This window comes from Streptococcus sp. SN3 (genome assembly GCF_030439905.1).
This window is the reverse complement of sequence record NZ_JAQFJF010000008.1, coordinates 26,239-49,258: the sequence shown is the minus strand read 5'-3', so window position 1 is coordinate 49,258 and position 23,020 is coordinate 26,239. Positions and strand designations below refer to the sequence as shown.

Here is a 23,020-nt window from a genome sequence, read left to right as displayed (position 1 = left end):
GACGCACAATACCACTGTTTTTCGGTATGATTCCTACGCTGGCATTACCCAGATCAGGTGCGGTCGAAGCTTACACTTCCTCTCAGACTGTACACAGACTCCCATATATAGGACTATGATAGCGCAATCATCAGCAAATGTCAAGGTTGGAGCTTGGACTCACTACTTTTCAACGATAAGTGAAGCAAACGATCATCAATCAGTCAAACTTTCCTTTCGCGGCCAGCAAAGTCTCCATAGCCCTGATATTCTCTGTCTCGCTTGTGGATAAGATGGTTTCAAAGCCCAATTCAGCTGCCGTATCTAAGTTAGCCTGAATATCATCAATGAAGACGGATTCTACTGGATTCAGATTATATTTTTTCAACAGCTTTTGGTAAATCTCTGCTTCTGGCTTGACGACACCGACCTCTGAGGAAAGGATATAGCCCGACAGCAGTGGGTAAATAGGCAACAAACCAGCTTTTTCAATATGATAAAAAATCTCACAAGTGGTTGACAAGATATAGATTCGATAGTCCTGGGCAACCCATAGCCGAATCCTTTCCTGTAAATCACTGTAAACATACACGACTTCGTACCAATGGTAAAAGATATTCTTAATGGCAGAATGATAGGAAGCATCTAGCTGAGTCAGGACCTCCTCACAAGCTTCTTTCAAACTCAGCTCTCCCTTGTCCGTCTGATGCCAGACACCCGACTCAAAAATGGCCTGCCTAAGGACCTGCCGCCGCTCTTTCTCAGGTTCAAAATATGTCAAGATTTTCTCAGAATTCCATTCAATCAGAACATTGCCCAAATCAAAAACTAAATTTTTAATCATGATGACCACCTGTTTTCTTTGCTTATCATCCTCTATATAAGTCGATTTGACTGAGGAATTGCCTCAAATATAAGTAAAAAGGCCCACTGGACCTTTCTATTCATCAAAATAACGGATGAGGTTCTTTTCTGTCAAAATGTCAGAATAAGTATAAGACTCCACATAGGTATTGGAGATTTCCCCTGGCTGACCGCCTTCATTGGAATATTCCACGATAAACAAAGACGGATAGACTTCAATCAGACGGCCTTGCTTGCTTTTTTGGCGCTTACGACCGTTTTCCAGAGTCATCTCAACAATTTGTCCTTCATGCGCCTTGATATCTTCTTTGATTTTTTTCATTTTTGCCACATCTGTAAATGCATCACTCATCTTTATTCGTCCTCTCTTTTGGAAATACTTGAGAATTTATTATACTCTTTCTGGAAAATTAACTCTACTGTACCACGCGCACCACTCCGGTTTTTCTCGATAATGACTTCAACCTTGTTGTTGGGGATGCCTTCTTCCTCCTCACCGGCCCGATCATAATAATCATCCCGGTAAAGGAAGGCAACGATATCCGCATCCTGCTCAATGGAACCTGATTCCCGAATATCAGACAGCACTGGTCGCTTATCCTGCCGCTGCTCTACGCCACGCGAGAGCTGACTCAGCGCAATGACCGGCACCTTGAGTTCCTTAGCCAAGATTTTCAACTGCCGGGAAATTTCCGAAACCTCTTGCTGGCGGTTTTCGCGCCCAGTTCCTGTAATCAGCTGCAGATAGTCAATCAAGACCAGCCCTAGATTGCCCGTTTCCTGAGCCAGTTTTCGAGCCCGCGAGCGAATCTCTGTAATCCGAATCCCTGGTGTATCATCAATATAGATACTAGCGTTGGCCAGATTAGCTGTCGCAATGGTATATTTTTGCCACTCTTCATCTGTCAGTTGCCCCGTACGAATGGAGTGAGAGTTAATCACCCCTTCTGAAGCCAGCATCCGGTCCACCAAGCTTTCCGCCCCCATTTCCAGAGAGAAAATGGCTACAGTCTTATCCAGCTTGGTTCCGATATTCTGAGCGATATTGAGGGCAAAGGCTGTCTTTCCGACCGCTGGCCGGGCCGCCAAAATGATTAATTCTTCCTCATGAAGACCAGTCGTCATCTTGTCCAGCTCACGGTAGCCAGTCGCAATCCCAGTGATATCTGATGTCTGCAGAGACCGAGCCTCCAGATTGCCAAAGTTAAGGTTCAGCACATCACGGATATTTTTAAAACCGCTGCGGTTAGTAGTTTCACTGACATCAATCAGGGCTTTTTCAGCTCCAGCGATAATTTCCTCTGACAGCCGATCACCATCGTAAGCTTGATTGATAGACTCTGTCAGGCGCGAAATCAGCCGCCGCAGAATGGCCTTTTCTGCAACGATTTTAGCATAGTATTCAGCATTGGCAGAGGTTGGCACAGAATTGACCACTTCCACCAAGTAGCTGAGACCGCCGATATTCTGCAAGTCACCCTGACTGTCTAAAATATTACGAACCGTCGTTGCATCAATGGCATCACCGCGGTCAGCCAAGTCAATCATAGCCTTGAAAATCAAGCGATTGGCATACTTAAAGAAGTCAGCAGGCTCGATATACTCACGAACAAAGACCAGTTTGCTCTCATCAATGAAAATGGCTCCTAAGACGGACTGCTCCGCTAAAATATCCTGAGGCTGAGCTCGGAGTTCATCAATCTCTGCCATCGGTAAATCCTTCCTTCAAATCACTATTATCCTTCTTTAACCCGCAAACGAATCACCCCAGTTATATCCTGATAAATTTTCACTGGAACATCTATCAGACCAATGGAGCGAATCGGTGAGTCCACCTTAATATGGCGCTTATCAATTTTAATGCCAAACTGCTTCTGTAGCTCTTCTGCTATTTTCTTGCTGGTAATAGAGCCAAAGGTACGGCCGTCCGGACCAACTTTTTCAGTAAATTCAACAAGAGTATCTTCTTCTGCTAACTTAGCTTTAATAGCTTGAGCTTCTGCCACTAGTTCTGCGTGAGCTTTTTCTTCGGACTTTTGCTTGCCGCGCAGTTCACCAATAGCCTGCGCTGTTGCTTCCTTGGCTAAATTTTTCTTAATCAGAAAATTTTGAGCATAGCCAGTCGGCATTTCCTTGATTTCGCCTTTTTTGCCCTTGCCTTTTACATCTGCTAAAAAAATTACTTTCATCCTTTTTTCTCCTCGTCTATTATTACTTCCTCTTTAATGACTTGGTCCATAATTTCTTGATTCAGCGACTGAAGGACCTCAGAAACTGTTTTGCCTTCAATTTGAGCTGCTGCCAGATTGAAATGACCGCCACCTCCCAGCTTTTCCATAATTCGCTGAACATTGATCTTGCTGCGACTGCGAGCCGAAATAGACACATAGCCTTTGGTATTCTTGCTTACAACAAAAGTGGCTTCAATTCCTGACATAGAGAGCATGGTATCAGCTGCCTTACTGATGACAACTGTATCGTAAGTGTTCTCCTCTGGACCAGCTGCTACAATGACATTAGGCAAAATCTTCTTACCATTTAAAATCAGCTCATTAATCGCACGATATTCCTCAAAATTCGTAGCGGAAATGTCCTGAATCACAACACTGTCACTGCCTCGAGTCCGCAGATAGCTGGCCACATCAAAGGTCCGACTGGTGACTCGAGATGAAAATCCTTTGGTGTCAAGCATAATCCCCGCCATGAGAATGCTGGCTTGCATCTTACTGAGACGATTCTTTTTAGAATTCTGGAACTGAATCAGCTCCGTTACCAATTCACTGGCACTGCTAGCCCCACTTTCGATATAGGCAATCACAGCATTTTCCGGAAAATCTTCATCACGGCGATGGTGGTCGACTACGATAATCTGACTGAATTGATCAAAGAAATCCTTAGACAGAGTCAGAGATATCTTGGAGTGATCAACCATAATCAAAAGAGAACGATTGGTCACCATATTTACTGCTTCAGAAAGCGGCACCAGATAGTCAGCCCCTTCCTGCTGGAGCTTTGTAATGGAGCGTTCAATGTCAGAAGCCATCTGGGACGGATCATAGACCACATAAGCTTTCTCAATGATATTACTGGCAAAGAGCTGCATACCAAGAGAAGAACCCAAGGCATCCATATCCAGATTTTTATGTCCGACTATAAAGACCTGATCCACACTCTTAATCTTATCAGAGATCGCAGTCATCATAGCCCGAGTTCGGGTGCGCGTGCGCTTAACAGCTGACGCCGTTCCTCCACCAAAGAAGATTGGGTTCATATTGTCATTATTTTCTTTGACAACAGCTTGGTCCCCACCGCGAACTTCAGCTAAGTTGAGGTTAAGCAGGGCAACCCGACCGATTTCATCATGATTGCCATCACCATAAGAAAAGCCCATACTGAGTGTCAGTGACAGCTCTCGATTTTTAGCTTCCGTCCGGAATTGGTCAATGATAGAAAATTTATTTTCCATCAGCTGTTCCAGCACTGTGTAATCCGTAAAAAGATAGAACCGATCCATGCCAACCCGACGGTAAAACATGTGAAACTGCTCAGAAAATTCTGCTACGAAGTTGGCCACAAAGCTATTGATATGACTGATATCTGTGTCTGAAACGACATCTTCCAAATCATCATAATTATCCACCGAGATAATCCCGATCACCGGGCGCGTTGTTACCAGACCAACGGTGGCTTCGTATTCATTGGATGCATCAAAAAAATAAAACACACTGGATGCACGGTCCAAGTAAACCGAATATTTCTTGTCTCCAACCGTAGCATAATGACCAGAGTCTGAATAAGCAGCCTTCATGATATTCTTGAGCATATCAGCATCAAAATCACCATCTTCAGTTGTAAAAATCAGTTCTGCATAGGGGTTAAACCACTCTACATCACCATTATCTTCACTGATTTTAATGACACCAACGGGCATCTTATCCAGCAAGGAAGCGAGGCTTCCTTCTGCTTGATGATTGACATAATGAATCTGCTCAATCTCATCTAGCTCGGATACTCTCTGTTGCTGGATAAAAAGCACAATCAAAAGAGCCAGCACAAGCATGAGAGCAGCTAGCATGGCCAAACTATCACCAAAAAGCCTCAGACAAATAGCTAAGATTATAAAGGAAATTAAACCCGCCATCGCCAAGTGAATTGGGGCAAAACGAAATTTTTTCATCATAGACCTCTTATTCCGCCATTTTACCATAAATCCTAGAAAAAAGCGAATTTCTCCCAATAATCAAAGCATTTAACAATGGTAAAGGAAGCGAAAAACAGTCTTTCAAAGTTTACAACATTGTAAATCTATTGTAAATTTACACAAAAAGGCTGCTTCCCAAAGGAAACTAAGCCTTTTACAAGAGTTACTTCGCTTGATTTTTAGAAATGCTTCTGGACTTGCCTTCTAGGTAAACCATCAAAATAGAAATATCTGCTGGATTGACACCAGAAATACGACTTGCCTGACCAATCGTTTCTGGATTAATTTTCTTGAACTTTTGACGCGCTTCTGTCGCAATCGAATCAATATCATCCCAGTCAATATTAGCTGGAATCCGCTTCTCTTCCATACGCTTCATCTTTTCAACCTGATCGAGAGCTTTAGAAATATAGCCTTCGTACTTAATCTCTGTCTCAATCAGCTCGATAATCTTTTCATCAAGCTCCTCTGCCGCCGGACCAATGAACTGAACTACATCTTGGTAAGACACTTCAGGACGCCGCATAAATTCTTTGGCAGTTACTGCATCTGTCAGAGGCTTAAAGCCTAGCGCTTCTACCTTAGCATTTGTTTCCTTGACAGGTTTTAGCTTGATCGATTCCAAACGCTTCATCTCGTTGTCAAATTGATTCTTTTTAATCTCGAAACGAGCCCAGCGCTCATCATCTACCAGACCAATTTCCCGTCCCATCTCTGTCAAACGCATATCTGCATTGTCATGACGGAGAATCAGACGGTACTCAGCTCGACTGGTCAAGAGTCGGTAAGGTTCTACCGTGCCCTTAGTCACCAAATCATCAATCATGACTCCAATGTAACCATCACTTCGCTTCAAGATCAACTCTGGCTTCCCTTGGATCTTCAAAGCCGCATTAATCCCAGCGATAATCCCTTGACCTGCAGCTTCTTCATAGCCAGAAGTTCCATTGGTTTGACCCGCTGTAAAGAGCCCTGAAATTTTCTTGGTTTCCAAGGTTACCCGCAACTGGTGGGGCATAATCATATCGTACTCAATGGCATAGCCTGTCCGCATCATCTCAGCATTTTCTAAACCTTTGATAGAGTGAACCAAGTCCTTCTGTACATCTTCTGGCAAACTGGTTGACAGCCCCTGCACATAAACTTCTTCTGTATCACGACCCTCAGGTTCTAAGAAAAGCTGGTGGCGTTCCTTATCCGCAAAACGGACAATCTTATCCTCGATTGACGGGCAATAGCGAGGGCCCACACCCTTAACGATACCTGAAAACATAGGAGCCCGGTGCAGGTTATTTTGGATAATTTCGTGACTTTCTGCATTGGTATAAGTCAACCAGCAAGGAACTTGATCTTTCACATAGTCCTCATCACGAGATGTGTATGAAAAATGATTGGCCTTTTCATCACCTGGCTGAATCTCAGTCACATCATAATTGATAGATGATGCCTTGACACGCGGTGGCGTTCCAGTTTTAAAACGACCAATTTCAAAACCTAGATCACGCAGGTTATCTGCTAAAGGAATGGCTGCCAGACTGTGATTAGGACCAGATGAATACTTGAGATCACCAATGATAATTTCTCCCCGCAAGGCTGTTCCAGTCGTAACAATAACAGCTTTAGCTGCATATTCCTGATGGGTCGCTGTCTTAACCCCAATTACTTTACCGTCTTCTACCAAGATTTCATTAATCATGGTTTGCCGCAGAGTCAGATTTTCTTGATTTTCGACAGTCTTCCGCATTTCTTTGGAGTAGACTTCCTTATCCGCCTGCGCCCGAAGAGCCCGAACAGCGGGTCCTTTACCAGTATTGAGCATCTTCATCTGGATATAGCTCTTGTCAATATTCTTAGCCATCTCTCCGCCCAAAGCATCTACTTCACGAACGACAATGCCTTTTGCAGACCCTCCGATAGATGGATTGCAGGGCATAAAAGCCAGCATCTCAATATTGATGGTTGCCAAAAGAACCTTACAACCCATTCGACTAGCAGCCAGCGATGCCTCAACCCCAGCATGTCCTGCTCCAATCACGATAATATCATAACTTTCAGTAAAATTGTGTGACATTTCTTTTTCCTTCATTTTTTCACCAAAAAAGGCCAAGTCTCTAGAAGTGCAGGACAAAAAAGCCTGCAACATCCATGAGCTTTGACCATCATAGGTATTGCTTATCTTATTTTAGCAGATTGAGCTGAATTGTCAATCTAAATGTACTGCAAGACTTGACCATTCTTATAAGCTCTGTCAATCAAGCCTCCACCCAGGCACTCATCGCCATCATAGAAGACAACTGCTTGACCTGGAGTAACAGCCCTTTGCGGTTGATCGACGTTGACAACAGCCTTGTCACCCTTTACAGCAACTGTCACCTTAGAATCTGGCTGACGGTAGCGGAACTTAGCTGTACATTCCATAGTAAATTCTTCTGGCATTTCTTTTGTGAAATGAACCTGACTAGCGTCAAGGCTGGTTGACATTAAGTTGTCATGATAAAAGCCCTGACCGACATAAAGAATATTTTGGCTGAGGTCTTTTCCAACTACAAACCAAGGTTCATTATCTCCCCCGTGCTGACCACCAATTCCAAGACCACCTCGCTGGCCAATGGTATAATACATCAACCCAGCATGCTGGCCCATATCTCGACCTTCCAAGGTCATCATGCGACCCGGCTGGGCTGGTAAATATTGACTCAGAAACTCTTTAAAATTCTTCTCGCCAATGAAGCAAATACCAGTCGAGTCTTTTTTCTTAGCTGTAGCTAAACCAGCTCTTTCAGCAATTGCTCGAACTTCTGGTTTTTCTAAATGACCCAGAGGAAACATAGTCTTTTGCAGTTGTTCCTGTGATAGTTGGCTTAGGAAGTAAGTCTGATCCTTATTGTTGTCCTTGCCACGCAGCATGTGAACCACGCCTTCTTGGTCTCTCTTCACCTGAGCATAGTGACCCGTTGCAACGTAATCTGCACCCAATGTCAAGGCATAGTCAAGGAAGGCTTTAAACTTGATTTCCTTGTTACACATGACATCTGGATTTGGAGTCCTACCTGCTCGGTATTCCGCCAAGAAGTATTCAAAAACGCGATCCCAGTACTCTTTCTCAAAGTTGACAGAGTAGTAAGGAATGCCAATCTGATCTGCAACAGCTGCTACATCCTTGTAGTCTTCTGTGGCTGTGCAGACACCAAATTCATCTGTGTCGTCCCAGTTTTTCATGAAGATGCCAATCACATCGTAACCTTGCTCTTTCAAGAGCAAAGCAGTTACTGATGAATCGACGCCTCCGCTCATACCAACAACGACACGAGTCTTAGAGTTATCACTCATTGTGTTCTCCCATCTTTTCGTTATTTCACGATTGAAGGTCGTGCTGTGCTTTCAACGATTGAAGATCGCTTGAGCAAGGCCTATTATAGCACGAAAGGACTAGGAAAACAAATCAGAAATTCAACTAAATTTATTATCTGTAAAGAATATTTACAACGTTGTAAAGTTATTGATTTTCTCGTTTACTTTCCTATCTAACGAAATTTTATAATATCCACTTTTAATTCATTTAAAAAATCAGCAGAAAGCCCTTAACTTTGTTATAATGAAAATAATAAATTAGCCGCAAGGAGAAATCATGACTTCACTAAGATTTCAATCTGTTTTTGATATTATCGGACCCGTTATGATAGGCCCATCAAGCAGTCATACAGCAGGTGCCGTCCGTATCGGAAAAATTGTCTCCTCTATTTTTAACGATGAGCCTACAGAAGTAGAATTCCAGCTCTTTAACTCTTTTGCCAAAACTTACCGAGGTCACGGAACTGACTTGGCTCTTGTAGCAGGGATTTTAGGTATGGATACAGATGATCCAGAGATTCCTAACAGCCTTGAAATCGCGCATAAACGCGGTATCAAGATTGTCTGGACCATTCAAAAGGATAGCAATGCACCTCACCCAAATACGACAAAGATTACAATCAAAAATGACCATAAAACAATCAGTGTGACTGGAGTCTCTATCGGTGGCGGCAACATTCAAGTAACAGAGCTGAATGGCTTTTCAGTATCTCTGAGCATGAATACTCCGACCATCATTATCGTCCACCAGGATGTCCCTGGTATGATTGCCCATGTCACCGAAGCTCTGTCACGCTACAATATCAATATAGCTCAGATGAATGTCACTCGTGAGAAAGCTGGGGAAAAAGCGATTATGATTATTGAAGTTGACAGCCGCAGCTGTGAGGAAGCCATCGATGAAATTCGCAATATTCCTCATCTGCATAATGTGAATTTCTTTAAATAGGAGAAAATATGTTTTATTCCATCAAAGAATTGGTAGAGCAAGCTGACCTGGATTACCAAGGAAATGTTGCTGAATTGATGATTGCTACCGAGTATGAATTGACTGGTCGTGAAAGAGATGAAGTCCTGCGGTTGATGCATCGCAATCTGGAAGTCATGAAAGCCTCTGTCCTTCTTGGACTCGATGAGAGCAAGTCTCGAAGCGGATTGACTGGTGGAGACGCGGCAAAACTTGACCATTATATCCAGTCAGGAAAGGCTTTATCAGACCACACTGTGCTGACTGCTGCAAAAAATGCTATTGCTGTCAATGAGCATAATGCTAAAATGGGTTTAGTTTGTGCCACACCAACGGCCGGCAGCGCTGGCTGTCTGCCAGCTGTTCTCACATCTGCAATTGAAAAGTTGGGACTCTCAGAAGAAGAACAACTAAACTTTCTATTAGCTGCAGGCGCTTTTGGCCTAGTCATTGCCAATAATGCTTCAATTTCGGGAGCTGAAGGTGGCTGTCAAGCTGAGGTCGGCTCCGCTTCAGCTATGAGTGCAGCTGCTTTAATTCTGGCTGCTGGAGGCTCACCTTTTCAAGCTAGTCAAGCTATTTGTTTTGTCATCAAAAATATGCTGGGTTTGATTTGCGATCCAGTAGCTGGTCTGGTCGAAGTGCCTTGTGTCAAGCGAAATGCTATGGGAGCCAGTTACGCCTTTATTGCAGCTGATATGGCTCTTGCGGGAATCGAGTCTAAAATTCCTGTTGACGAAGTCATTGACGCTATGTATCAAGTCGGGTCAAGTCTGCCTACCGCTTTCAGAGAAACAGCTGAAGGCGGTCTAGCTACAACACCTACAGGTCGCAGACTTTCAAAAGAAATCTTTGGAGAATAACCTTGACAAATTTGTCAAGTATATTTACTAGATAGTAAACAAGGAGACAAGATGAATCATTTGAAATATATCTTCTTTGATTTGGATGGAACCTTAGTTGACAGTTCAAAGGGCATCCAAGAATCCTTTGAATACAGCTTTAAACAACTTGGAAAAGAGTGTCCTGAAGAAAGTATTATAAAAAGTTTTATGGGTCCTCCTCTGGAAGTAAGCTTCGCTTCTGTTCTTGAAGAAAGCCAAGTTCCAGAAGCAATTAACTATTATCGCAGCTTCTATAAGGAAAAAGGCATCTGGGGCGTCCGCCTCTATGAGGGGATACCAGAATTGCTGAAACAGTTAAAAGAAGCCGGCTATCAGATTTATGTAACAACGAGTAAAAATCAACCCACAGCACAAGATTTATTAGCAAATCTAGCTATCTCTGACCAATTTGATGATATTTTTGGCTCACTGCCAGATTCATTCCACAAAGCAGATGTTCTGCGTCGAGCTCTGCAAACACTAGATGCAAATCCAGAAGAAACCATAATTATAGGTGATACAAAGTTTGATATGATTGGCGGTAAAGAAGTAGGAATCTCAACTTTAGGAGTCCTTTGGGGCTTTGGCAGCAAAGAAGAGTTACTAGAAAATGGAGCAGATTTGCTAGCTAATTCTCCTAACTACATTTTAAAAATATTGAACGAACACTTTTCATAACTTTACACATCTGTCAATCCAGATAAGATTGTAACCTTTAAATCTTTATCTACACTATCATTTTCTGCTTATAAATTGTCAATTTTATGTAAACCAAAAAACCACAGATTTCTGTGGTTTTTTTAGTTCTATCTTAATAGCCCCAAGCTGAAAGTCCTTGAGCACTGTAGGCACTATATGCTGATTGAATTTGATCATCAACAGTAGCTGTTGATCCCCAACCTGGCATTGTTTGGAAAAGGCCACTTGCACCTGAAGGGTTGTAAGCATCTACTTGACCATTTGATTCACGGGCAATGATAGCTTCCCAAGTTGATGCAGGAACACCAGTCATTTCTGCCATACGTGATGCTGCATAAGAGCCTGTTGCACCAGCAGTATTACCATTGCTAAGTACAAGGCCTCCTGATGTTGCTGCTGAATTAGCTGTTGCTGCAGGTGCTGCATAATTATTTACGGGAGTTGCAGTTGCTGCTACGCTTGTTTCAGACGTTTTGGCACTATTTCCAAGTTCCAAGATTTGACCAACACGGATGTGATTTGGATCTGCAATCTTGTTTAACTCTACTAATTTCTCAAGAGTTGTATTTTTTTCGTTAGCAATAGCTGATAAAGTATCACCGGCTTCAACTGTATAGGTCTCAGCATTTGCAATACCTGAAACCAAGAAAGCCGCTGCAGCGACTGCACCTGTTAAAGTCCATTTTGCTGTTTTTTTGTTCATTAAAATGTAATTCTCCTTTCGGTGATAATACTATCTTACACATAAAATATTACCAAAAAGTTACATTAACAAGTCAAACGTTACAATAACATTTAGTTTAGACGTTAAAAACAGACTTTTACAGCTTTTTTGCCAAATATTTTCTTTGATCAAGCAAAAAATAGACAAGTTTAACTTATACTATTCTCTAAAAACACTTTAAACAGCAGGTCAGTTTTTCAATATATAAAGCAGAACACCTAATATAAATAAGCTAATAATAGCCAAGCTGTCATTTCTTTTCCATACCAAACGACGAAAACGTGTCCGACCTTCACCTCCATTATAGCCACGTGCTTCCATGGCAATAGCTAGAGCATCTGCCCTTTTAAAACTAGAAGCAAATAAAGGGATTAGAATGGGAATAATAGATTTAACCTTTTGAACAAGCTTTCCCTCACCAAAGTCAACACCACGCGCCCTCTGAGCATTCATAATCCTAGTAGTATCATCCATTAAAGTTGGAACGAAGCGCAGGCTCATAGAGAGCATCAGGCCAATCTCATGTGCTGGCACCTTGAAAACCTTCAGAGGTTTCAGCAAACACTCAACTGCATCGGACAAGCTTAAGGGCGTCGTTGTCAGAGTCAGAAGAGTAGAAAAGAAAATAATCAGAATAAAGCGGCTAAAAATAATGCCAGCCTGTGACAGTCCTGCTTCTGTAATTCTGATAAAAGCGAACTGAAAAATTGTTGCGCCTCCCGAGGTCAAAAACAGCTGGAACAAGGTGGTAAAAGCTATGATAAAAACCATGGACTGGATACCCTTTAAAAAGAACTTCAAAGGAACCTTAGACAGTAAGACCAAACTAAAAACAAAAACAAACAGCAGCAGATTGGTCACAAGATTATTAGCCCAGAAAATTAATAGAATAAAAAGAAACATCGCCAGCAACTTGCTCCGCGGATCCAAACGATGAATAATTGAATTTCCGGGAATATAGCGGCCTAAAATCAACTTATCCATGCAAGATCTCCTTGAATTCTTCAATTGTAATAGGATAGTGCGAGAAAGTCATCCCTTTCTCCGCCAATTCGTGAGCAAATTTTGTAATCTTAGGAACACCCAATTGAATACTCTCCATAAAATCAAGATCCTGAAAGACCTGAGCAGGCTGACCGCTCTTGACGACTCTGCCCTTATCTAAAACATAGACTGTATCAGCAAAGTTGGCTACATCATCCATTAGGTGTGTTACCAAAACAATGGTCATACCGGCACGATGCAGCTCTTCAAAGAGCCTCATCAGTTCTTTTCGACCAGATGGATCAAGTCCTGCTGTCGGCTCGTCCAAAACCAAGATATCAGGCTCCATAGCCAGTATACCTGCTATGGCCACCCTACGCATCTGGCCACCAGAAAGTTCGAAAGGACTGCGATTGAACAAATCCTCAGAAATTCCGACTAAGTGCAGCTTTTCACGCGCCAAAGCTTCCGCTTCTTCCTTAGAAACACCAAAATTCTGAGGACCAAAAGCCACATCTTTCAAAACTGTTTCATCAAAAACTTGACTTTCTGGAAATTGAAAGACCAGACCGACCTTCTTGCGTACCTGTTTAATGTCTTTATTGACGGAATCAGCTGTGATGACTGTACTGCCTACTTCAACACTACCCTGATTGGGAACCAGCAAGCCATTTAAAAGCTGAAGAATGGTTGACTTACCGCTGCCAGTATGCCCGATAAGAGCTGTATAACTGCCCGATTTTATCTCCAAATCCACTCCAAAAAGCGCTGGTCCCTCAAAAGGAGTGCCAGCTTGATAAGTATAACTTACATTTTTGAGAGTAATGCCCATAGTTGATCCTGCAATTCTTTTTCTGTTAAGTAAGAGTCTGGCAGAGAAAGCCCTGACTGACGCAAAGCCACCTTTACCTGATTAACAAATGGCTGATCCAATCCTAGCTCTTCTAAATCTTCTCGAGAAAAAAGTTCTCTCGGGGTAGCGGTAGATTCAACCTGCCCCTCTTTCATGACCAAAACACGGTCGCTTAAGGCTATTTCATCCAGGTCATGAGTGATAGAAATGACGGTCAGCTGATTACTATCTTTAATTTTTTTCACGGTCTGGATAAGAGCCAAACGTCCCTCTGGATCCAACATGCTGGTTGCTTCATCCAAAATAATAATATCCGGCCTCAGAGCTACTACACCTGCAACAGCTACCCGCTGTTTCTGACCTCCGGAAAGACGAGCTGGTTCACGCTCCTTAAAATCCTGCATTCCGACAAGCTCTAATGCCTGCTGGACTCGCTCTACCATCAGATCATAGTCCAGCCCTTGATTTTCCAAACCAAAGGCTACATCGTCTTCTACAGTTGCACCGACAAACTGATTATCTGGATTTTGGAATACCATGCCAATCTGTCTGCGTTTTTCCCAGACGTTTTCAACTGTCAGCTTATCGCCTGAAATAATAATATCTCCGCTTTCCGCTTCTAAAAGGCCGTCAATCAAACGAACAGTGGTTGATTTTCCACTGCCATTATGGCCAACAATGGATAACCATTCCCCTTTTTTTACTTGAAAAGAGACATCATTTAAAGTGTAATTCTCAGACTCACTATCGTATTTGTACTTAAGATTTCTTACTTTGATGATATTTTCCATATTATTTAAAGGTGTCTTTAAAGAGATAGGCACTTCCCTTGAAGTAGTCATATCCAGAATAAATCGTAAAGATTAAAGCGATATACAGAAGGACTTGCCCTAAGAGAGTCCAATGAATCAGTAGAAAAATAATAGCAAACATCTGCGTGAAGGTCTTGATTTTACCTGGCATAGCAGCCGCTAAGACTGTACCGCCTGTTTCCACTAAAAGCAAGCGTAGACCTGTTACTGCCAATTCCCGGCAAATAATAATAGCCACAACCCAGGCAGGAGCCATTTTCATCTCGATCAACATGATAAAAGCAGACATCACTAAAAGCTTATCAGCCATGGGATCAGCAAATTTACCAAAGTTTGTTACCACTTCCCACTTTCGAGCCAAATAACCATCTAGATAATCAGTTATACTGGCAAAAGCAAAGATAAAAGCCGATAAAATATGCATGGTGTAAGAATGACCGAATGTTAAAATCACAACAAATACAGGGATTAAAGCAATTCTAACAAGAGTTAAGGCATTTGGAATATTTTCTTTTTTCATGGTATTCTCTTCGTTTTTATCCTTTCGTAATGTTCAAACTAATGGTTCCACTATCACTAGTCAAAGCCGAAGTATCTAGTTTTTGTCCCTCTATCGTTACAGTTGCTCCTTTAACAGGTGCTAACGTAATGAGATACTTATTTCCTGGCTCAAGAGAAACCGTCTGGCTTGATTTTTCAGGAGATAAGGTGATACCTTCGGCTAGTTCTGAATCGCTTATGCTTACCAAATTGGTCGTTTGCTCCACAGAAACGGTCACTTTGACAGGCTGACTTGCTCCGCTGTACTCAGCAATCAAATTATCTCCGCTTCCACCAACTGTCAACTTGCTAGCCGAGGAAGAAACTGACTTAGAATCAGCCGAAGAAAAGGAACCCATCTGACTATTAGTACTTGTAGAAGACACCAGACTATAATTGCTGTTAGATGCTTTGAAACTTACCGAATTAGTGTGAGCATAGCTCCAGATATAGTATGCCACGAAAGCAGCAATAGCTGAAGCCAACAAGAGAAAATAGAACAAGGGCAGAAAAGAGCTTTTATTTTTATTTTTTCTGCTCCTAAATTCCTCATCTGCTGCCAGTGCCACTTCATCAAAGACAATCATCTCACCAGCTTCGTAAGCCTCCAAAATAATGGATTCATCCAAATCTACAGCCCAAGCATATTTCCGCAAGAAGCTACGGGCATAGAAAGGACTAGGAAGCAAATCATAATCATTTCGTTCCAGCGCTTCCAGCAAATCCTGCTGGATATCTGTCTTTTTTGACAGTTCCTCTAAGCTCAGCCCTTGATTGGTCCGGGCAAGTTTCAACACTTCTCCTATCGTTTTTTTTCTCATACGTACTTTTCCCTTATTTCTATTTTTCACTATTTTAACAAAATTTTAAAAACGATTCTGGAATTATTTTGGAAAAATAGTAAAATCTGTCATATCACACTGATCGATAAATCGATGACCTAGTTTTATCACATCATTCAAGCTGATGTCCTGTAAAATTTTCGGCAAATCAAACAGATTCTCACCCGTCAAATGCGGTTCATATTGGGTTGCAATATACTCAAGCGAGTTTAAACCATGCAGAAAATCACCAAACATCTCACTTTTAATCGTATCCAAATGCTCTTCTGTCACATCTGGATCCTTATCAAAATTCTTGATGGCTGAGCGAAATTGATGAGAAAGTCCCACCGGCTCCTGAGTGTCCATCGTCAGCATGACAAAGTGAAAATCTTTTTCTACTTCCACTTCCAGCGTTAAAGAATTATCCATTTTCCCACTTTCATAGAGGGACTGGAAACGCTTGGAAGTCCAGCCAAACATCATGGCAAATAGGAGTTTCAAAGTGATTTTATAGCGATACAACTCCGATTCATCAACAAAGTCCGTACCTCGAATCCCAACTGCCAGTTTTGGACTAGCCACCTCCATTCGGTAGGTATCCGTTGACACAACTGGGTGAAGGCTAACAGGAATTTTTTCAATCGGTTCCGAACTCCCAGCAAAAACTAGTTTTTCCTGCTGTTCTGCAATCTCTGCAGCTATCTGTTCCAAATCAAAATTACCAATTACAAACAAAGTCATATTAGAAGGATGATAAAAGTTACTGAAATTTTCCTTCAAATTTTCGACGGTAATCTCAGAGATGGACTCTTTCGTTCCTGCAATGTCTTCTGCCAGAGGTGTTTGAGGATAGAGATTGGCCAAGGCTCCAAAAAAGAGATGATAATCCGGATTATCCTGATACATTTCAATTTCTTGGCCGATAATATCCTGTTCCCGCAAAATGGATTCTTTTGTGAAATCAGCCCGATGCACAAGTTCTTGCAAAAGCTGTAGATTTTCTGAAATGTTATCTGTTGCAGAAAACAGATAGCTGGTCCGAGTAAAGCTTGTAAAGGCATTGCTCTCAGCCCCTAACTTAGTAAATTCCAGCAGCAAATCCTTTCCCTGCGGGCCTTCAAAAAGCTTATGTTCCAAAAAATGAGCTATTCCAGCCGGATATTGAGTGACCTGCTTGGTTTCACGTGAAACAATCCCTGTATCCACTGAACCAAAATTAGTTGAGATAATCCCATAAGTTTCATTAAAATCATTTTTAGGTAGAAGAAAAACACGCAAACCGTTTGCTAATACTGTCTGATAGACAGTTTCTCCTACTGCTGAATAATTGATTTTTTCTAGCACTTCTCCCTGCATTATTTTCCTTCCATAAAGTAAATAGCTTGTAATTTTAAGAGACCAGCTGCCTTGATAATATCATCCTTACGAACCTGTTCCAAAGCTTTCAGCCAAGCTTCAAGAGATAAGAATTTTTTCCCTAAAACAGAAGCCATATAAGCTCTCTCTAAGATTGTATTCTGTCGATCCTGAGCTAACAATACCGAATTTCTCAGCATTTTCTTGGTTTGATTCAGTTCTTCCTGACTAAAATTCCCACGCTTCAAATCAAGAATCTGTCGGTTGATTAAAGCAACTGTTCTGGTCCGATTGCTGCGGTCAATACCAGCGTAAATCCGCATCATTCCTGAAAAAATATCAAAATTGCTAGAAATTGTATAAGCCAGCCCTTCCCTTTCACGAAGATTGACAAATAATTTCGAATGGGCAAAACCACCTAGCAAAGCATTTAAAACGACCAAAGGCAGGTGCTCACTCTCTCCGTACTGAATAGGGAAGTGATAACCTAACTCAATAATTGACTGATGCACGTCCTTCTGCTCCAGTCCTTCTCGCAAAACATTGGAATATTCTTGCTGATAAACTAACTGAAGTTCTTGCTGGCGAGGTGCAAAATTGAAAGATTGAATTTTCTCCCGAACAGCCACTTCATTAAAGTCCCCAATAAAGAAAAAGTCAATCTGATTTTCCTGAAGCATCTGCTGAAAAGCAGCAAAACTACTTGTAGCGGTCTCTTTCTGGATTAATTCAATCGTCCCAACACGAGGCATCTGCATTTCCTCGACTTCATAAAAGAGTTTATCTAATTCTCGATGAGCATGATAAAAATGATTCTCAATTTCAGCTTCCAAATCATTCAAGATATTTTTCTTCTCAATTTCAAAAGCAGATTCATCAAAAGCGTCCTGACTTACCAATGGAGAAAACAAGCTGGCTTTCAAAAAATCAAGCATGGCATCTGTCAGGACATTCTTGCGACTCAAAAATTTATCCCGCACAAAAGAAAGATTGATATCTAAATAATGGACCAATCCTCTCCTTGAAAGACTCGTAGAATAATCAGCTCCATACAAATTGGCCAAACGTTCCCTGAAGGCCTGCGAAGTAGGATAAACCGCATTGACAGTTTCTAGCATACTGGCTGTTAAAACCCGACCAGCTACTGTTTCTTTGGACATAGGCGCTGAAAAACGAACCCTAATTTTGTTTGTTTTAAATTTTTCTGATTGAATAAAATGGAGACGAACTCCTTTAGTGATTTCCATGACGCCCCTCATACTGAATAATATAGACTACTATTATATCATGAAATGCCTCTGATTTGTTTGTTCTACCAAGCTTTTTGCTGATTAAAACGTTTTCTGATAACAGGAGAAAATTTCCGATTTTATCCAAAGCACCTCAGCACTTTTTACTAACAAATATGGTATAATGACAGGGTTGAGGTGAAATATGGAATACAAATTATTTGATGACTACATCACGCTACAAGCCCTTTTAAAAGAAACAGGAATTATCCAAAGCGGCGGAGCAATTAAAACATTTCTAAGTGAATATCCAGTTCTTTTTAACGGTGAGCCAGAAAACCGTCGGGGAAAAAAACTCCGTGTCAATGATATCGTCTCCCTTCCCGAGCAAGGAATCGAAATTAATCTGACAGCTCCTAGTCAAGAAGAAATTCTGCAACACCAGAAAGAAATCGCAGAAAAAAAACGAGTTGCTGAACTTGTCAAAGCCATGAATAAGGATTTAAAAAAATCTCAGACTTCTAAAAAAGAAAAGCGTAAGAATACAGGGCTACCTAAAAAGCAGAAAACTACTAAAAGCCCTGTTCGCTTCCCTGGTATCTAATCATGTGGCTACAATCATTAAAAATCAAGCATTTCCGAAATTATCAGGAAGCTGATATTGACTTCCATCCTGGCTTAAATGTCTTTCTAGGCCAGAACGCACAAGGTAAAACCAATATTTTAGAAGCTGTTTATTTCCTAGCCTTGACAAGAAGCCACCGCACACGCTCAGATAAGGATCTGATTCATTTTACAGAAAATGACCTCCTTGTCTCTGGCCTCTTAGAAAAAAAGACTGGTAAAGTTCCCCTTGACATTAACTTGACACCAAAAGGTCGCATCACAAAAGTCAATCACTTGAAACAAAGTAAATTATCAGACTATATTGGAACTATGAATGTTGTTCTTTTTGCTCCTGAGGATTTACAGCTGATTAAAGGTTCTCCCAGTCTACGCCGTAAATTTATAGACATTGAGCTTGGACAAATTAAGCCTGTCTATCTATCGGATTTATCCAATTATAATCATGTCCTTAAACAACGCAATGCCTATCTGAAAGCTAATGACAAAGTTGATGAAACCTTCTTGACTGTCCTTGATGAGCAACTGGTTGACTACGGCTGTCGTGTAATCAGGCATCGGTTAGATTTTTTGCAAAAATTAGAAAGCTTTGCTCAGGACAAGCACTGGGACATTTCTCAGAATCTGGAAAAGTTGACTGTCAAGTATCTGTCATCTATTCCTTTACAAAAAATTGACAATTTAGAAGAAACTTACCGCTCTTCCTTAATAAGCAGCCGTAAACGTGATCTATTCAAAAAAAATACAGGTGTTGGTCCTCAACGTGACGATATTGCTTTTTTTATCAACCAGATGGATGCCAACTTTGGTAGCCAAGGTCAGCATCGCAGTCTTGTTTTATCACTGAAACTAGCCGAAATCAAGTTAATAGAAAGCATTACAAAGGAAACACCTATTTTGTTGCTTGACGATGTAATGAGCGAACTTGACAATAACCGTCAACTAAAATTATTAGAAACTATCTCTCAGAATATTCAAACTTTCATTACTACAACAACTTTAGAACATTTAAAAAATCTTCCACAAGATATAAAAATTTTCACCATCCAGCAAGGACAAATTGTATCTCAATCCTAGCATTACACAAACTTTACGTTTTTGTAAATTTCATTTACAAAATATTGCTTATAGTGTAAACGAATTATATCGAATTGTTATTAGAACAGCTTTTATAGTCTTTTAAATTGTAAACATATGTCAATTTAAATCGTAAATTTAAAACGAGGTTAGGAAAAATTCCCGACCTCGTTTCATTTTTTTATTGAACTGAATAGTTAGGGGCTTCATTTGTAATTTGCACATCATGAGGGTGACTTTCCTTTAATCCAGCACCACTCATCTCAATAAACTGAGCATTATCGTGAAGTTCTTGCAGATTTGCAGCACCAACATAGCCCATTCCAGAGCGGATACCACCCAGCATCTGGAAGACAATATCTGCAGCAGCTCCCTTGTAAGCCACACGGCCTTCAATTCCTTCTGGAACTAGCTTATTAGCTTCATTAACAGACCCTTGGAAGTAACGGTCACTAGAGCCCTTCTTCATAGCGGCAATAGAGCCCATACCACGATAAGTCTTAAATTTCCGACCTTGGAAGATTTCCGTCTCGCCTGGCGCTTCGTCTGTTCCTGCAAACATTGAACCTAACATAACAGCATTTCCGCCTGCAGCCAAAGCCTTGACAATATCTCCAGAATACTTAATTCCACCATCAGCAATGATGGTTTTTCCATATTCACGTGCCACAGCAGCCGCATCATAAATAGCCGTTACTTGAGGAACACCAACACCAGCAATGACACGGGTTGTACAGATAGAACCTGGGCCAATTCCGACCTTAACAACATCCACACCTGCATCAAAAAGTGCACGCGCACCCTCAGCAGTTGCAATATTTCCAGCAATCAAGGTGCGATCAGGGAAATGAGCACGAATCTCAGCAATCTTGCGCAAAACCCCAGCTGAGTGTCCATGAGCAGTATCAATAACAATCGCATCTGCACCCGCTTCAAAGAGAGCTTCTGCACGTTCAAAAGTATCTGAAGTAACACCGACAGCACCAGCGACCAAAAGACGACCAAATTCATCTTTAGCAGCATTTGGAAACTCAATAACCTTTTCAATATCTTTAATGGTAATCAAACCTGAAAGGCAGCCCTTATCATCAACCAAAGGCAACTTTTCAATCCGGTGTTCTTGCAAAATACGCTCTGCAGTTCCCAAATCTGTTCCAACAGGCGCCGTTACAAGATTCTCACTGGTCATATGGCGAGAAATAGGTTGGTCATAGTCAGAAATAAAACGCAAATCACGATTAGTTAGAATCCCTACTAACTTACGATTTTCAAGAGTTTCTACAACAGGAACACCACTGATGCGGTAACGTCCCATTAGCTCATCTGCTTCAGCAATCGTATGCTCTGGCGTTAGGAAAAAAGGATCAATAATAACGCCATTCTCAGAACGTTTAACCTTTCGAACTTCATCGGCCTGTTGCTCAATAGACATATTTTTGTGGATAACTCCAAGACCGCCAGCACGGGCAATAGCGATAGCCATCTGACTCTCTGTAACAGTGTCCATAGCGGCAGTAATGATTGGGATATTCAAGGTCAAATTCTCAGCAAGCTTGGTACTCAAATCAGCATCGTTGGGCAGTACATGGCTCTCAGCTGGAATCAGCAGCACATCATCAAAGGTAAAACCTTTTTTTAAAAATTTAGTGTCCCAGTTAGACATCCACAGTTTCCTCTTTTCCTTCTTATTTGAACTAATACCCAAAGAAAATTGAAGTTCAGATTTCTTTGAATAAGAGCTGGTTTTTTTGTTGTTAATATCATACCATTCTATAGGAAATTGTCAATCATTATTATACAAAAAATAAAAACCATCATTTTTTAAACTAAAAACGATAGTTTTTGTGATTCATAATCAATAATATTCGTTATTTAAAATAATTAATCCCCATCGCAGACTTCACTTCCGAAAGAGTCTGACCGGCAGTCTGACGTGCCTTATCGCATCCTTCTTGCAGCATCTGATAGACCTGTCCCATGTCTTTAGCAAACTCCACACGACGCTCACGAATCGGACCTAACTCTCGCTCTAAAATTTCTAACAGATAGCGTTTGGTTTTGACATCTCCCAGACCACCTCTTTGATAATGCTCTTTCATTGCAGCAATATCAGCAGCATCTTCGGGGCGGCCAAAAACATCCAGATAATGAAAGACCATATTTCCCTCAACTTTTCCAGGATCTTCCACTCTGATATGATTAGGATCTGTATACATGCTCATAACTTTCTTTTGCAGAATATCCATATCATCTGCCAGATAAATACCGTTATTGAGAGATTTAGACATCTTAGCATTGCCATCCAAACCAGGCAAACGTCCAGCTGCTTCATTTTCAGGATAAATTCCTTCCGGTTCTACCAAAACATCTGTCTGGTAAGCGTTGTTAAAAGAACGAACAATCTCCCGAGTCTGCTCAATCATAGGCTTTTGATCATGTCCTACTGGTACATAATTAGCTTTAAAAGCAGTGATATCTGCTGCCTGAGAAATAGGATAAACTAAAAACCCAGTCGGCAAACTTTCACCAAATCCTTTTTGCGCAATCTCAGTCTTGACAGTAGGATTACGCTCAAGACGAGCCAATGACACCAAATTCATGTAATACATTGACAACTCTGCCAACTCAGGAATCTGACTTTGAATAAAAATAGTCACCTTTTCAGGATCCAATCCAGCCGCTAGATAATCTAAAGCTACATTACCAATGGACTCAACAATTGTTTGGGGGTCCTTTGCATGATCTGTCAAAGCTTGCTGATCAGCCAAAAATACGAACATCTCATATTTACCTTGATCCTGCAAAAGCACGCGGTTCCGTAAACTTCCTACATAATGACCAATATGCAATTTTCCTGTCGGACGATCTCCTGTTAAAATAATTGGTTTAGTCATTTATTACTCCTCAATTTATAATGAGTTCATTATATCATTTTCAATGAAAATGAGAAAGAAGTTTCTAGAAAAAAGCAAAAAATCCAGTTTTTACAATTTTATTGACAAGCCTTTACAACATTTGTAAACTTAATTGACAAACTATTCTAGCTGTAAAA

22 protein-coding genes and 1 riboswitch are annotated in these 23,020 nt (G+C 41.2%); of the genes, 5 read left to right on the top strand and 17 right to left on the bottom strand.

Annotation, left to right across the window (positions count from 1 at the left end):
- Positions 1 to 13: 13 nt before the first annotated feature.
- A riboswitch (TPP riboswitch) is annotated at positions 14 to 115 on the bottom strand.
- An 84-nt stretch (positions 116 to 199) separates the two neighbouring features.
- From PCY71_RS12390 to mnmA, 7 genes are all read right to left on the bottom strand, one after another.
- Entirely contained in the window at positions 200 to 823 is a 624-nt protein-coding gene (locus tag PCY71_RS12390) for an HAD family phosphatase (protein WP_185774657.1), read from the bottom strand.
- 96 nt (positions 824 to 919) lie between these two features.
- The gene (locus PCY71_RS12385; protein WP_002894239.1) at positions 920 to 1,195 is read right to left on the bottom strand and encodes a Veg family protein; all 276 of its coding nucleotides are present in this window, start codon (positions 1,193 to 1,195) and stop codon (positions 920 to 922) included.
- Between the two features lie 2 nt (positions 1,196 to 1,197).
- Complete coding sequence (gene dnaB / locus PCY71_RS12380) at positions 1,198 to 2,553, bottom strand: replicative DNA helicase (RefSeq protein WP_048773843.1); 1,356 nt, start codon at positions 2,551 to 2,553, stop codon at positions 1,198 to 1,200.
- A 26-nt stretch (positions 2,554 to 2,579) separates the two neighbouring features.
- Entirely contained in the window at positions 2,580 to 3,032 is a 453-nt protein-coding gene (gene rplI, locus PCY71_RS12375; protein ID WP_002899398.1) for a 50S ribosomal protein L9, read from the bottom strand.
- Complete coding sequence (locus PCY71_RS12370) at positions 3,029 to 5,050, bottom strand: DHH family phosphoesterase (RefSeq protein ID WP_002910955.1); 2,022 nt, start codon at positions 5,048 to 5,050, stop codon at positions 3,029 to 3,031. The genes rplI and PCY71_RS12370 overlap by 4 nt, the downstream gene beginning before the upstream one ends.
- A gap of 157 nt (positions 5,051 to 5,207) precedes the next feature.
- Positions 5,208 to 7,115, bottom strand: coding sequence for a tRNA uridine-5-carboxymethylaminomethyl(34) synthesis enzyme MnmG (gene mnmG / locus PCY71_RS12365; protein WP_032912556.1), 1,908 nt, complete (start codon positions 7,113 to 7,115; stop codon positions 5,208 to 5,210).
- Positions 7,116 to 7,252: 137 nt separating this feature from the next.
- Complete coding sequence (gene mnmA, locus PCY71_RS12360) at positions 7,253 to 8,398, bottom strand: tRNA 2-thiouridine(34) synthase MnmA (protein ID WP_223310488.1); 1,146 nt, start codon at positions 8,396 to 8,398, stop codon at positions 7,253 to 7,255.
- A 274-nt stretch (positions 8,399 to 8,672) separates the two neighbouring features.
- Here mnmA and sdaAB point away from each other — a divergent pair, with 274 nt between their 5' ends.
- From sdaAB to PCY71_RS12345, 3 genes are read left to right on the top strand one after another with little or no spacing between them, the layout of a single operon-like run.
- Positions 8,673 to 9,344, top strand: coding sequence for an L-serine ammonia-lyase, iron-sulfur-dependent subunit beta (sdaAB, locus tag PCY71_RS12355; protein ID WP_002908339.1), 672 nt, complete (start codon positions 8,673 to 8,675; stop codon positions 9,342 to 9,344).
- A gap of 8 nt (positions 9,345 to 9,352) precedes the next feature.
- Complete coding sequence (gene sdaAA, locus PCY71_RS12350) at positions 9,353 to 10,225, top strand: L-serine ammonia-lyase, iron-sulfur-dependent, subunit alpha (protein ID WP_048773847.1); 873 nt, start codon at positions 9,353 to 9,355, stop codon at positions 10,223 to 10,225.
- 51 nt (positions 10,226 to 10,276) lie between these two features.
- On the top strand, positions 10,277 to 10,924 hold the full coding sequence (locus tag PCY71_RS12345; protein ID WP_048773849.1) for an HAD family hydrolase: 648 nt from the start codon (positions 10,277 to 10,279) through the stop codon (positions 10,922 to 10,924).
- 133 nt (positions 10,925 to 11,057) lie between these two features.
- On the opposite strand, the gene PCY71_RS12340 is transcribed toward PCY71_RS12345, so the two are convergent.
- The 8 genes from PCY71_RS12340 to PCY71_RS12305 all read right to left on the bottom strand — a co-directional run bounded on the left by PCY71_RS12340 (position 11,058) and on the right by PCY71_RS12305 (position 18,285).
- Positions 11,058 to 11,648 (bottom strand): LysM peptidoglycan-binding domain-containing protein, encoded by a 591-nt coding sequence (locus PCY71_RS12340; protein ID WP_002894257.1) that lies wholly within the window; start codon positions 11,646 to 11,648, stop codon positions 11,058 to 11,060.
- 210 nt (positions 11,649 to 11,858) lie between these two features.
- Positions 11,859 to 12,653, bottom strand: coding sequence for an energy-coupling factor transporter transmembrane protein EcfT (locus PCY71_RS12335; RefSeq protein WP_002908341.1), 795 nt, complete (start codon positions 12,651 to 12,653; stop codon positions 11,859 to 11,861).
- Positions 12,646 to 13,485, bottom strand: a complete 840-nt coding sequence (locus PCY71_RS12330; protein ID WP_002908343.1) for an energy-coupling factor ABC transporter ATP-binding protein — start codon at positions 13,483 to 13,485, stop codon at positions 12,646 to 12,648. Before PCY71_RS12330 ends, PCY71_RS12335 begins: the two co-directional genes overlap by 8 nt.
- Complete coding sequence (locus PCY71_RS12325) at positions 13,461 to 14,297, bottom strand: energy-coupling factor ABC transporter ATP-binding protein (protein ID WP_048773851.1); 837 nt, start codon at positions 14,295 to 14,297, stop codon at positions 13,461 to 13,463. Before PCY71_RS12325 ends, PCY71_RS12330 begins: the two co-directional genes overlap by 25 nt.
- A gap of 1 nt (position 14,298) precedes the next feature.
- A complete protein-coding gene (gene pgsA, locus PCY71_RS12320) occupies positions 14,299 to 14,838 on the bottom strand; it encodes a CDP-diacylglycerol--glycerol-3-phosphate 3-phosphatidyltransferase (RefSeq protein ID WP_048773852.1) in 540 nt (179 codons plus the stop codon).
- A gap of 16 nt (positions 14,839 to 14,854) precedes the next feature.
- Complete coding sequence (gene rodZ / locus PCY71_RS12315) at positions 14,855 to 15,709, bottom strand: cytoskeleton protein RodZ (protein WP_075202717.1); 855 nt, start codon at positions 15,707 to 15,709, stop codon at positions 14,855 to 14,857.
- 33 nt (positions 15,710 to 15,742) lie between these two features.
- Positions 15,743 to 17,038: a pitrilysin family protein gene (locus tag PCY71_RS12310; protein WP_048773855.1), complete on the bottom strand. Its 1,296-nt coding sequence runs from the start codon at positions 17,036 to 17,038 to the stop codon at positions 15,743 to 15,745.
- Complete coding sequence (locus PCY71_RS12305; RefSeq protein WP_301280213.1) at positions 17,038 to 18,285, bottom strand: pitrilysin family protein; 1,248 nt, start codon at positions 18,283 to 18,285, stop codon at positions 17,038 to 17,040. The genes PCY71_RS12310 and PCY71_RS12305 overlap by 1 nt, the downstream gene beginning before the upstream one ends.
- Before the next feature lie 187 nt (positions 18,286 to 18,472).
- Here PCY71_RS12305 and yaaA point away from each other — a divergent pair, with 187 nt between their 5' ends.
- Together yaaA and recF are read left to right on the top strand one after the other, a co-directional pair.
- Positions 18,473 to 18,871: a S4 domain-containing protein YaaA gene (yaaA, locus tag PCY71_RS12300; protein ID WP_002920027.1), complete on the top strand. Its 399-nt coding sequence runs from the start codon at positions 18,473 to 18,475 to the stop codon at positions 18,869 to 18,871.
- Between the two features lie 2 nt (positions 18,872 to 18,873).
- Positions 18,874 to 19,968: a DNA replication/repair protein RecF gene (gene recF / locus PCY71_RS12295; RefSeq protein WP_002908353.1), complete on the top strand. Its 1,095-nt coding sequence runs from the start codon at positions 18,874 to 18,876 to the stop codon at positions 19,966 to 19,968.
- Between the two features lie 181 nt (positions 19,969 to 20,149).
- Here recF and guaB read toward each other — a convergent pair whose 3' ends face one another.
- A complete protein-coding gene (guaB, locus tag PCY71_RS12290) occupies positions 20,150 to 21,631 on the bottom strand; it encodes an IMP dehydrogenase (RefSeq protein ID WP_032908038.1) in 1,482 nt (493 codons plus the stop codon).
- A gap of 205 nt (positions 21,632 to 21,836) precedes the next feature.
- A complete protein-coding gene (trpS, locus tag PCY71_RS12285; RefSeq protein WP_002908355.1) occupies positions 21,837 to 22,862 on the bottom strand; it encodes a tryptophan--tRNA ligase in 1,026 nt (341 codons plus the stop codon).
- Between the last annotated feature and the right edge of the window lie 158 nt (positions 22,863 to 23,020).